Here is a 12,777-nt window from a genome sequence, read left to right on the forward strand (position 1 = left end):
CATAGCTATCCGCGAGGCTACCAACCTTAGTTTGCACCTTTGATCATCGGCATTGTATAGGTGAAAACTCTCAAGACCTCTATAATCGCGCCTTTCCACCGTCATCCGCTGGTAGCGTGGGGCTATAAAGTGCGGGGACGTGTATGTGAGAGACGAAAATTCATATGGTAGAGGTCTATTTTCAAATCAACGACTGGGTTCTCAGTGTTGATGAAAATAAGCTGTATCGACAAGATAGGGAAGTCTCTGTTGAACCACGCTTAATCAATCTATTACATTTCTTAGCCGAACACTCTGGCCAAGTCTACTGTCGCGATGAACTAATTCGTTACGTTTGGGACGGCGCCATTGTCACTGATCAGGTTGTGACTCAGTCTGTGTTTGAACTGCGAAAAATCCTCCGAGATGGTCGTGAAGAGAATCTGCATTATGTCGGAACGGTGCCCAAACGTGGCTACAAACTAGTGGCTGCCGTCACACCAATGACGCCAGAGCAATTTCTTCAATATCGATCTTCTTCTATTGCCCCTGCAAGTTCGGAGACGTTAACGTTACACTCTAAATCCGATCCAATAGTTGCGGAGAGTGACACCGATACTCAGGAAGCGATCGCTTTTCCGGCTGCGCCATTGACTCGAGCTCTGTACCAGAAGCAGAAGGCAACGCGAAGTAAAAAGCCCAAACGCCTGTTAAGTCCATGGCGTTTAGGGGTTATCAACGCAATTTGGATTGGTATTTTGGTGGCCGCGATTGGCATTTTTACCTACCAGCAGTCGGAAGTGAGCATAACTCAGGTTATCGATACGCATCTTATCGAGTTTGAGTTTCAAGATGGTATCCGCAGCTTGGGGCGCAGTTATGAACTGGCGGATGGTTTTGCTCAAAAGTTGATGTCGGATATTACTCAAGTCAGTGGCTATCGGGTGATGCTGCATAAAACGGCATTCAAAACGGGAATTGTCCCCGGTAAAACTGTACTGGTAAGAGTGGATGAAGACGATGGCCGCGACTTTCTTGAATTGGAATATCGAGATAACTCCTCCGAAAAAGTGTTGTTTAGCCGTCAATATGCCTTAGCCGACAAGCATTTGAAATCTGTACTCAAACAAAGCTCCTTAGATTTGATGCGAGTGCTTAATGTAGCGAATGCTGAGCAACGTGCGGTGACCATGATGGCTGGAGTACCTAGTGACCCTGAAGCACTAGGGTTGTTTATTCGTGCTAACCATTATTTGAATATGTCTGATGTTAGGCAGTTCCAATATGGCATTGATTTGTTGGAAAAGGTGGTAGAGCAAGAGCCGGATAACGCCTATGTACAGTCTGAATTGCTGGCCGCCTATTATGTTAGAAGTGCTTTAGACGAGAGCAGCCCTTTAACCCAAGAGAAGTTAGGCAAACTCAGTGGTGCGCTAAAACAATACCTTGCGACATCGAATGGACCGATACAACCGCGTATCTACGAGGCACTGTCTTTACATGAAACCATGGTGGGAGACCAAGAGCAGGCCGCCGCCTACCTGAACCAAGCGCTTCAACTTCGTGATTCTGTGTTGGCTTATATCATTAAAGGTAAGCACGCTGAGTTATCAGGGGATGTGGATAGTGCAAGTGAGGCCTACAGTGAAGCCTTCTATATTGATACGTCCGTAGAAACCTACTTGTTGTGCGAAAATCTGATTTTTTATAGCAATCTAAAACAGATTGACCACGCCATGTATCGTGCAGTTCATCCTTCTGTTGTCCGACTTATCTAATCCTTGTTGAGCGCGTAGAGAATTCAGTAGCGCACCCATACTCAAATACTCGCCCTCCTTATTGGAGGGCGTTTTTGTATCTGGCATAGGGCTGTCTTGATATCAGGAAAGTACGTTTTTGGTGATAAAGGCTCACCTTGATATTTTTAGAATGGTTTAGCTTGGTAGTTTATTTTTCTCATCTCATTGTTTTTTAACGGTTTAATTTTATTTTTGATAAGGTTTATATCAAGGTTTAACGTTTCTAGCTAATGGTTTTATTGATAACTTCAGATTGATTTCTTTGCTTGAAATTGGGCGTAACCTGCATCTCGAAAATTCACGAGGTGTTGCTCAACCTTCTTACGGTGACATCTCGAATCGGCTTCAGTTTGAACGCATGACGTTCAAGTAGAACTAATTTGGAGATGTTATGTCATCGAATACAAAGAAAATCGGCCTCATTGCCTGTACTGGTGTTGTGGCGGGTAACATGATGGGCAGTGGTATTGCGTTGTTACCATCGAGCCTGGCGGCTGTGGGTTCCATTTCACTCTATAGCTGGGTGATATGTATTGTTGGCGCGTTGAGCCTTGCATTTGTGTTTGCACGTTTGGCAACGAAGAACCCTCAAGAGGGGGGACCTATCGCGTATGCCGGTGAAATTTCTCCTGTGTTTGGCTTCCAAACCGGTGTGCTCTATTACCACGCAAACTGGATCGGTAATTTAGCGATTGCAATTACAGGTGTTTCTTATCTCTCGGTCTTTTTCCCAGTCTTAAACAACCCGATTCCTGCCGGTCTTGCGACGATTGCCTCGGTTTGGGTATTCACTATGGTGAACTTGCTTGGTGGTAGTTGGGTTAGCCGCTTATGTACATTGGGGCTTGTGCTTATCCTCATCCCTGTGCTCGGTACCGCGTTATTTGGTTGGACGCACTTTGAACCTGCGTTGTACAGCCAAAACTGGAATGTCTCTGCAGGCAGTGATAGTCACGCTGTTATCGCGGCGGTATTGATTTGTCTATGGTCTTTTGTTGGTGTCGAATCGGCAGCGGTGTCTTCCGGTATGGTGGATAACCCAAAACGTACTGTTCCACTAGCAACCATGTTAGGGACCGCTATTGCTGGTGTGATTTACATTGTGTCGACTCAAATGATCAGCGGTATGTTCCCTGCTTCTGAAGTCGCTGCATCTGGTGCACCGTTTGCACTAGCCACCACAGAGATCTTTGGTCACTGGACCGCGCCTTTCGTTGCCGCTTTCACTGCACTGGCCTGTTTTACCTCTTTGGGTTCTTGGATGATGTTGGTGGGTGAAGCCGGTAAACGTGCGGCCAATGATGGCAACTTCCCGAAAATTTATGGTGAAGTCGATAAAAACGGTGTTCCTAGAAAAGGTCTCATTCTAGCTTCCATCAAAATGACAGCATTAATGTGCGTATTAATGGTGTTCAGTTCAAAAACTGCTCACGCAGCAGACCTATTTAATCAACTGACGACTGATGCCGTATTGCTCACTATGCTGCCTTACTTCTACTCCAGCATTAACTTGATTCGTTTTGAAGGTATGACGACTCGCAATGGTTTCGTGATGTTCTTCTCTGGTATCGCATGCTTGTTCTGCATGGTGGCATTAGCAGGAGCAGAAGGAACAACGTTAACAGCCACCTTCATCATGTCACTCATCATCTTGATGTTCTACAGCAAAAAAGCGGGCTTAGCTCAGTACATGGAGCAACACCCTAACGAACTGTCTTCGCAACAAGCGAGTCACTAATTCTTCGCTGGTGCGAAGTGCACCAGCCCACTTATTCCTAGGCGCTCTATTTACTCACTGTCTTTGGCAGGGAGCGCCCTCATTCACCTTGGAGATGTCCAAATGAATATTTTCGCAATCCTTAATCACATGGGTGTGTTCTTCAAAGAAGAGCCAGTTCGTCAACTGCACGCTGCGCTAGAAAAAGCAGGCTATGACGTAGTTTACCCAGTTGACGACAAAGACCTAATTAAACTGATTGAAATGAATCCCCGCGTCTGTGGTGTGCTGTTTGACTGGGATAAATACTCGCTCAATCTTTGTGAGCGCATCAGCGCAGTAAATGAGAAGCTGCCAGTACACGCGTTTGCTAATGACCAATCTACATTGGATATTTCACTGACGGATCTGCGTTTAAATGTCAGTTTCTTTGAGTACGCTTTAGGTATGGCGGACGATATTGTCATCAAAGTGAACCAAGCAACGGAAGCGTATAAAAACGCTATCATGCCGCCATTCACTAAAGCGTTATTTAAATATGTCGAAGAAGGAAAATACACTTTCTGTACTCCAGGACATATGGGAGGCACGGCATTCCAAAAAAGCCCAGCGGGAAGTATTTTCTACGACTTCTATGGCCCAAATACCTTCAAGGCCGATGTCTCAATCTCTATGCCTGAACTAGGATCGTTACTTGATCATTCTGGTCCACACAAAGAAGCGGAAGAGTATATTGCGAGAACATTTAACGCGGACAGTTCTTACATTGTAACTAACGGTACATCGACATCGAACAAAATCGTCGGTATGTACTCTGCGCCAGCGGGCAGTACTGTGCTTGTGGATCGTAACTGTCATAAGTCACTAACTCATTTAATGATGATGAGCGACGTGACACCGATTTACTTCCGTCCAACTCGCAATGCTTACGGTATTCTTGGGGGGATTCCACAACGCGAGTTTAGCCGTGAGGTTATTGCTAACAAAGTAGCAAATACTGAAGGAGCTAGCGCACCGACCTATGCGGTAGTCACCAACTCAACGTACGATGGTCTGCTTTACAATACCCAGTTCATCAAAGAGTCTTTGGATTGTAAGCACATTCATTTTGACAGTGCTTGGGTGCCTTACACTAATTTCAACGCTATTTATGATGGTAAGTGTGGCATGAGCGGTGAAGCAATGCCGGGTAAAGTGTTCTATGAGACACAATCGACTCACAAATTGTTAGCTGCCTTCTCTCAAGCTTCTATGATTCATATTAAAGGTGAGTTCGATAAAGCTTCTTTCAATGAGGCATTTATGATGCACACCTCAACCTCACCACAATACGGCATTGTGGCATCAACAGAAACGGCAGCGGCAATGATGCGTGGTAATACAGGGCGTAAGTTGATGCAAGACTCTATCGACCGAGCGATTCGTTTCCGTAAAGAGATCAAACGCCTTAGAGGTGAAAGTGAAGGCTGGTTCTTCGATGTATGGCAGCCTGACAACATCGACACAACAGAATGCTGGAAATTAGATCCTAAAGAGACATGGCATGGATTTAAAGATCTAGACGATGACCACATGTACTTAGACCCAATCAAAATCACGCTATTGACTCCGGGTATGAGTAAGTCTGGTGAGATGGAATTAACCGGTATTCCGGCTTCCCTAGTTGCTAAATACCTTGACGAACGCGGTATCGTGGTGGAGAAAACAGGCCCATACAATTTGTTGTTCTTGTTCTCCATTGGTATCGATAAATCTAAAGCAATGCAACTGCTGCGCGGTTTAACCGAGTTTAAACGCGGTTTCGACCTTAACCTAACCATACGTACTATGTTGCCGTCACTATACCAAGAAGACCCTCATTTCTATGAAGGCAAACGTATCCAAGAGGTGGCTCAGGGTATTCATGAGCTAACAATGAAATACCAATTACCAGAATTGATGTACAAAGCATTCGATGTTCTGCCTGAAATGAAAGTCACACCACATGCGGCTTGGCAACAAGAGCTACGTGGTCAAATTGAGGAGATTAACTTAAAAGAGATGGTGGGTCGTGTCAGTGCTAATATGATCTTACCTTATCCTCCAGGTGTGCCACTTGTGTTACCGGGTGAAATGGTGACTGATAGTTCACGTCCTGTGTTGGATTTCTTGGAAATGCTGTGTGAAATCGGCGCGCATTACCCAGGCTTTGAGACTGATATTCACGGTGTTTATCGTCAGAAAGATGGCTGCTATACCGTTAAAGTATTGAAAGACCAATAAATAGATTGATTAGGGCGTCTGATGTCGTTTTGCATGCTCCATCTTGATGCACTCATCCTAGAGAATGGCCGCTACCCCGATTGACGACCGCTTAATAAAAAAGGCGAACAGCGTGACTGTTCGCCTTTTTTATTCTTAGTACTTAAGGCTAAGAGACTTTAAAGGTGCTTATACCAGAACTGAGTTGATGGCCGTTTTCCATTAACCGCTCACTGGCTTGAGCCAGTTTTTGAGCTTCTAGAGCTGACTGATTACCGTGATCAGCAATTTGTGTTAAGTTCTGGCTAATTTCGTCAGTCGCCAAGGTTTGCTGTGAACTGGCTTCAGCGATTTGCTGATTCAGCGCAACGATAGCGTTCACTTGGGTGTCAATCTCTTGCAGCGCGAGCTTGGCGTTGCTCGCTTGTTCTAATGTTTGTTGTGACTGTTGCTGAGTTTGGGTCATCGATTGACTTACTTGCGCCGCTTGATTTTGCAACTTCTGAATAATCAGTTCGATTTCGTCCGTGCTGCTTTGAGTGCGAGTGGCCAATGTGCGAACTTCATCTGCAACCACCGCAAAGCCTCGACCCTGCTCTCCCGCACGAGCTGCTTCGATAGCAGCATTGAGCGCGAGCAAATTGGTTTGTTCAGCCACGCCACGAATCACCTCTAAGACGGCCCCTACCTGTTGGGTGTCACTCGCCAGTAGCTTGATGTTGTTATCCGTTTCTGTAAGACGCTCTGAGAGGGACTGCATGTATGACGCGGCAAGTTCTATCACTTCACTACCTTGCTGTCCTTGTTCACTGGCTAAAGTGGCAGCATGAGCGGCATGCTGAGCAGAGTTGGCCACTTCTTGGTTACTGGCATGCAACTCGTTCATAGCGGACGCTACGGTATCCACAGCTTGCTGTTGCTGCTGTGACTGACTCGCTCCGTTTTGTGCTACAGCGTTAAGGGAAATGGCAGCTTGGGTTATGTTGTCGGTTACCGGCTTAATATCGCGAATGATGTGTTCCAACTTATGTGTGAAGCGGTTAAATGCAGCGGCAATATGGCTCAATTCATCATTGCCTTGCTCTGGTAGCTTCTTCGATAGATCGCCGTCACCGCTGGCTATCTCTGTCAGTGCCTCTAATGTTTCGCGGCAAGGTTTCGCAATACTGCGGCTGATGAGGGTGGCACATGCCAACATAAAGGCCAACGCGATCACGACGGTTATTAAGACTTTCTGTATGGCTTGCCAGACTTGCGCTTGAACATCATCGACATAGACACCAGTGCCGATAATCCATCCCCAAGGCTTAAAGGCTTTGATATAAGAGACTTTCTCTACGGGTGTTTCTAAACCAGGTTTAGGCCAGAGATAAGGTACAAAGCCCGCTTGTTGTTGTTTTGCAACTTGCACCATCTCAACAAACAGTTTTTTGCCACTAGGGTCGGCAATTTGACTAAGGTTTTGCCCGTTTAGTTGGGGCTTGATAGGGTGCATGACCATGGTGGGGGTAAGATCGTTAATCCAAAAATAATCGTTCCCTTCATAACGAAGGCTCTGAATCGCTTCAGCGGCCACTGCTTGAGCCTGCTGTTGACTCAACTGACCGGACAATTGTTGCTGGTGGTAATGGTCGACAAGCGAGTAGGCACTCTCAACTAAGTGGCGAGTTTTAGTTTTCTTTGCCGCTATCAGGGATTGTTGATAATCAACTAGTGCGAGAACGAGCGGGACCATCAGCGTGATGGAGACAATCGCTATCAGTAGATAGAGACGAGTTTGAATAGAGCTACGGCGCAAAAATGAGGCATTCATCCTAAGAACTCCTTTTTCTTATAGGTGAACACATTACCAACAGGGCAGTTGGCATGCTGACTTTCATTGTTTGTTATTGTGTGGCCAGTCTGACAAGGTTTTGTGGTTATTGTGTGTTCTACGATACGTGATGGTGAAACATCCGGCTATTCCCTAATGGTCTAAGATTTGACCCAAGTTCCGTTTTATCGAATGCAATATGGCTGATAACAGCAGAGTTGTGATCTACAGACAATAAAAAAGCCAGAGCTAGGCTCTGGCTTTTTCACAAAAACAATCACAATGGATTAGTTCATGCCGTATTTCTTAAGTTTCTTACGAAGAGTACCGCGGTTGATACCCATCATAGTTGCTGCGCGAGTTTGGTTACCGCGAGTGTACTGCATGATGGTGTCTAGTAGCGGCTGTTCTACTTCCGCTAGAACTAGTTCATACAATTCAGTGACGTCTTGACCATTTAATTGAGCAAGGTAGTTCTTTAGAGACGCTTTTACAGAGTCGCGTAGAGGCTTCTGTGTGATCTGGTCTTGAGATGTTACTGTAGTAACTGTCAATGGTTCTGAAGTCAAATTTTGTTCGAACATAATCGGTTTAGCTCTTCTCGTAATTATGATGCAACGTTTTCAAAATAGCCTTGCAATGCGTTTAGCTGCTCATTAGCCGCTTCAATCGCGTTGAAGGCACGGCGGAACTCACTGGCTTGTTCATGTTCTTTTAAATACCAGCCAACATGCTTACGAGCGATGCGTGGACCTAAATATTCACCATAAAATTGATGAAGTGCCTGAACATGACCTAGCAAAATGCCTTGTACGTCCTCGGTGGGACGCTCTGGCATCAGTGTACCGTTTTCCAAATAGTGTTGGATTTCCTCAAAAATCCATGGCCGTCCTTGGGCCGGACGTCCAATCATCAAAGCGTCTGCACCGGTATAATCCAGTACGAATTTCGCTTTCTCAGGGCTATCGATATCACCGTTAGCAATAACCGGTATAGAGATAGCGTTTTTAACCGCTTTGATGCTGTCGTATTCTGCCTCGCCTTTGTACATACAAGTTCTAGTTCGACCGTGAAGGGCGAGTGCTTGTATGCCGCAGTCTTCGGCTAGTTTTGCAATTTGGACACAGTTCTTATTGTCTGTATCCCAGCCCGTACGGGTTTTCAATGTCACAGGGACATCTACGGCATCAACCACAGTACGCAGAATATCTTCGATAATGTCTGGGTACTTAAGCAGAGCTGAGCCCGCGAGCTTTTTATTCACTTTTTTAGCAGGGCAACCCATGTTGATGTCGATGATTTGCGCACCGTTCTCAACACTGAATTGTGCCGCCTCAGCCATAAGCTTGGGATCGGCACCTGCTATTTGCACCGAGCGAATACCAGATTCACCCTCGTGCACCATGCGTTGCTGTGACTTAGCTGTTTTCCACAGTTTCGGGTTGGATGACATCATTTCACTGACCGCCATTCCCGCACCGTAACGAAGGCACAACTCTCGAAACGGTCTATCCGTAACACCCGCCATAGGCGCCACAATCAGATTGTTCTTAAGTTGGTATTGTCCGATTCTCAAAACATTGCCACAGGTTTACACAAGCAAGGGCGCGCATTTTACGCATTTTTTCGGTGCGTGAAAAGACTAATATTTGAGCATTTACAATTTGTTTCTGCAAATTGCCTGATTTTCAGGCGTTTAGTGGTAAAACTATTCTGTATCAACAAAAAAAAGCAGTGCGTTAGCAAGCTAACGCACTGCTTTGTAAATAATAATGGTTACTTTTTACCCGAGATTCGGCACCATTCATTGAGCTCAACGATTGGGTCGATAGTCATCTCATCACGGTAATAGTTCGCAACATCTTCTGCTTGGGTGTCTAACACGCCAGACATGGCAAGTTGGCCACCTTCTTTCACTAAGCCTTTAATGATGCCAGATAGGTCACGAAGAGGACCCGCAAGAATATTGGCAACGACCACATCGGCAATTAAGCCTTCCGGTTGGTTTTGTGGTAGGAATAGCTCCAATTGGTCAGCAACGCCATTGCGCTCAGCATTATCTTTCGATGCGGTTAGAGCTTGAGGATCGATGTCGATCCCGATTACTTTTGCTGCACCAAGCTTGATCGCGGCGATTGCTAGGATCCCAGAGCCACAACCAAAGTCGATAACGGTTTTGCCAGCAAGGTCTAAAGATTCAAGCCACTCAAGACACAGAGCTGTAGTAGGGTGCGTGCCTGTGCCAAAAGCCAAACCAGGGTCTAGCATCACATTTACGGCATCTGGCTCTGGAACATCGCGCCAGCTTGGGCAAATCCACAGGCGTTCGCCAAACTTCATTGGGTGGAAGTTTTCCATCCACTCACGCTCCCAATCTTTGTCTTCAAGCTGTTCAACTTTATGAGCAAAGCCCTCAGCGAGCATGTTTGACGCAGTGATTTGGGTCAAAATAAGCTTGGTGTCTGCTTCTGCATCGTACAGGGCCACAATGTCAGTATCGCCCCACAGACGAGTTTCGCCAGGTAATGGCTCAAAAACAGGGGTATCATGTGCATCTAGGAAGGTGACGGATAGAGCGCCAGTTTCTTCCATCAACATATCGCCGATTTGTTCAGCGTTTTCGTTGGTTGCATTTAGTTTGATTTGAATCCAAGGCATGAGTTGGGTCCTTGCTTGACGAATTTTGCGCAGAGTGTAGCAGATTCGCGTTAAGTGAGCATAAAAAAACCCACCGTAGTGGGTTTTTAGTATTTTTAGAAAGGGCTTAGCTCATGCCAAGCTTTTTCTCTAGGTAATGAATGTTGGCACCACCGTGTTGGAAGTTCTCATCATTCATAATCGATTCTTGAAGTGTGATATTAGTTTTAATACCTTCCACAATCATCTCACCCAGTGCGTTCTTCATACGAGCAATGGCAACATCGCGGTTCTCACCAAAAGTGATTAGCTTACCGATCATTGAGTCGTAGTGAGGAGGCACAGTGTAGCCAGTGTAGATATGAGATTCCCAACGTACACCCATACCACCTGGCGCGTGGAAACGCGTGATTGTACCTGGACATGGTAAGAAACGCTCAGGATCTTCCGCATTGATACGACACTCGATAGCGTGGCCACGAAGTTTGATGTCATCTTGAGTGAAAGACAGTGGCTGGCCTGCAGCAACACGAAGCTGCTCTTTGATTAGGTCTACGCCCGTTACCATTTCTGTTACTGGGTGCTCTACCTGAATACGAGTGTTCATTTCGATGAAGTAGAACTCACCGTTTTCGTATAGGAATTCGAACGTACCTGCACCACGGTAACCAATTTCAATACATGCACGAGTACAACGCTCACCGATGTACTTACGCATTTCTTCTGTAATGCCTGGAGCTGGAGCTTCTTCCACTACTTTTTGGTGACGACGCTGCATAGAACAGTCGCGCTCACCTAGGTGAATTGCGCCACCTTGGCCATCAGCAATCACTTGAACTTCAACGTGACGTGGATTTTCTAGGAATTTCTCCATGTAAACCATATCATTGTTGAAAGCGGCTTTTGCTTCTGCACGTGTCATAGCGATAGCTTCAATAAGCTCACCTTCGCTACGAACGACACGCATACCACGACCACCGCCGCCACCAGAGGCTTTGATGATGACTGGGTAGCCAATGCGCTTAGCGTGCGCTTTGTTCTTTGTTTCGTCGTCGTCTAAAGGACCATCAGAACCAGGCACGCAAGGAACACCCGCCTTCTTCATCGAGTTGATTGCCGAAACTTTGTCACCCATCAGGCGAATCGTTTCTGCTTTCGGACCAACAAAAATGAAACCACTACGCTCTACTTGTTCAGCAAAGTCAGCATTCTCAGATAGGAAACCATAACCCGGGTGGATAGCAACGGCACCAGTCACTTCCGCTGCACTAATGATGCGTGGGATATTTAGGTAGCTATCGATGCCGCGTGCAGGACCAATACAAATGGTTTCGTCTGCTAGTAGAACGTGCTTAAGATCGCGGTCAGCCGTTGAGTGAACAGCAACCGTTTTGATACCTAGCTCTTTACATGCTCGCAGAATACGTAGTGCAATTTCACCACGGTTCGCGATTACTAATTTATCTAACATAATGAGCGCTCTCTATTATTCGATAATTACTAGAGCTTGATCGAACTCAACAGGTTGGCCATCTTCAACAAGGATTGCTGCAATCACACCAGACTTGTCTGCTTCGATTTGGTTCATCATTTTCATCGCTTCAACGATACATAGAGTATCGCCAGCGTTAACTTGTTGGCCTACTTTTACAAATGGTTTCGCATCTGGACTTGGAGCGCTGTAGAACGTACCAACCATTGGAGAAAGAACTTGGTGACCCGCAGGAGCTGCTGGCTCGTCTGCTGATGCTGCTGGCGCTGCCGCCGCAGGAGCTGCTGCAGGTGCCGGTGCTGCCGCTGGAGCAGGTGCTGCTGCGTATTGAACTGGTGCTGGTGCTGCACTGACCGGACTGTTACGGCTGATACGTACCGATTCTTCACCTTCAGAAATTTCTAGCTCTGCAATGCCAGATTCTTCTACAAGTTCAATTAGCTTTTTAATTTTACGAATATCCATGTTTCTTTCTCTTTATCTTGTGAGTAAGACGGCCTCAAATATTGAGCCGTAGAGTATTTGGTTATTTTGCTTTCAGGGCTTTAATGGCAGCTGAAAGCGCAAATTCATAGCCTTGCGAACCCAATCCGCAGATAACACCTTGGGCAACATCAGACAAATAAGAATGATGACGGAATGTTTCTCGGGCATGAACGTTAGATAAGTGCACTTCAATAAATGGGATTGAAACACCCAGTAATGCATCACGTAGTGCAACACTCGTGTGCGTAAAAGCAGCAGGGTTAATAATGATAAAATCAGTATTACCATGCGCAGCATGGATGGCTTCAATCAGTTCATATTCACGATTTGACTGGAGATGGGACAATTCAATATCCGCAAGTGATGCTTGATCAGTTAAGTTATCAACGATTTGCGCTAGTGTTTCATTTCCATAATGACCAGGTTCTCTTAGACCTAAGAGGTTAAGATTTGGTCCATTTAAAACTAGAATTCGTGACTTTGCTGCCATAATGTCGCCATCTTCGGTTAACGTGAAATAAACGTGATTTATTTCAAGTCTACATAAAAAAATGAGGGTATGAAAAGCTCATAACCATCATATTTTTAAAAATTGACCAAGATTATAGCTAAT

The 12,777-nt window shown here is 45.7% G+C and carries 10 protein-coding genes; 3 read left to right on the top strand and 7 right to left on the bottom strand.

Going from position 1 to position 12,777, the window contains the following annotated elements; genetic code table 11:
• The first annotated feature begins 164 nt into the window (after window positions 1-164).
• From cadC to OH456_RS22365, 3 genes are all read left to right on the top strand, one after another.
• On the top strand, window positions 165-1,757 hold the full coding sequence (cadC, locus tag OH456_RS22355) for a lysine decarboxylation/transport transcriptional activator CadC (protein ID WP_062461653.1): 1,593 nt from the start codon (window positions 165-167) through the stop codon (window positions 1,755-1,757).
• A 412-nt stretch (window positions 1,758-2,169) separates the two neighbouring features.
• Complete coding sequence (gene cadB, locus OH456_RS22360; protein WP_006073415.1) at window positions 2,170-3,516, top strand: cadaverine/lysine antiporter; 1,347 nt, start codon at window positions 2,170-2,172, stop codon at window positions 3,514-3,516.
• A gap of 102 nt (window positions 3,517-3,618) precedes the next feature.
• Window positions 3,619-5,757, top strand: a complete 2,139-nt coding sequence (locus OH456_RS22365) for a lysine decarboxylase CadA (protein WP_270034289.1) — start codon at window positions 3,619-3,621, stop codon at window positions 5,755-5,757.
• A gap of 148 nt (window positions 5,758-5,905) precedes the next feature.
• On the opposite strand, the gene OH456_RS22370 is transcribed toward OH456_RS22365, so the two are convergent.
• The 7 genes from OH456_RS22370 to aroQ all read right to left on the bottom strand — a co-directional run bounded on the left by OH456_RS22370 (window position 5,906) and on the right by aroQ (window position 12,654).
• Window positions 5,906-7,549, bottom strand: a complete 1,644-nt coding sequence (locus OH456_RS22370; protein WP_270034290.1) for a methyl-accepting chemotaxis protein — start codon at window positions 7,547-7,549, stop codon at window positions 5,906-5,908.
• A 287-nt stretch (window positions 7,550-7,836) separates the two neighbouring features.
• Window positions 7,837-8,133: a DNA-binding transcriptional regulator Fis gene (fis, locus tag OH456_RS22375; RefSeq protein ID WP_006073423.1), complete on the bottom strand. Its 297-nt coding sequence runs from the start codon at window positions 8,131-8,133 to the stop codon at window positions 7,837-7,839.
• A 23-nt stretch (window positions 8,134-8,156) separates the two neighbouring features.
• Complete coding sequence (gene dusB, locus OH456_RS22380) at window positions 8,157-9,125, bottom strand: tRNA dihydrouridine synthase DusB (protein WP_031494196.1); 969 nt, start codon at window positions 9,123-9,125, stop codon at window positions 8,157-8,159.
• A 200-nt stretch (window positions 9,126-9,325) separates the two neighbouring features.
• Window positions 9,326-10,207 (bottom strand): 50S ribosomal protein L11 methyltransferase, encoded by an 882-nt coding sequence (gene prmA, locus OH456_RS22385; protein ID WP_031494195.1) that lies wholly within the window; start codon window positions 10,205-10,207, stop codon window positions 9,326-9,328.
• A gap of 106 nt (window positions 10,208-10,313) precedes the next feature.
• Window positions 10,314-11,657: an acetyl-CoA carboxylase biotin carboxylase subunit gene (gene accC / locus OH456_RS22390; RefSeq protein WP_038223863.1), complete on the bottom strand. Its 1,344-nt coding sequence runs from the start codon at window positions 11,655-11,657 to the stop codon at window positions 10,314-10,316.
• A gap of 15 nt (window positions 11,658-11,672) precedes the next feature.
• A complete protein-coding gene (gene accB, locus OH456_RS22395) occupies window positions 11,673-12,143 on the bottom strand; it encodes an acetyl-CoA carboxylase biotin carboxyl carrier protein (protein ID WP_006073430.1) in 471 nt (156 codons plus the stop codon).
• 61 nt (window positions 12,144-12,204) lie between these two features.
• Complete coding sequence (aroQ, locus tag OH456_RS22400) at window positions 12,205-12,654, bottom strand: type II 3-dehydroquinate dehydratase (protein ID WP_006073432.1); 450 nt, start codon at window positions 12,652-12,654, stop codon at window positions 12,205-12,207.
• Window positions 12,655-12,777 lie beyond the last annotated feature (123 nt).

The organism is Vibrio sp. La 4.2.2 (assembly GCF_027586995.1).
Lineage (GTDB): Bacteria > Pseudomonadota > Gammaproteobacteria > Enterobacterales > Vibrionaceae > Vibrio > Vibrio mediterranei.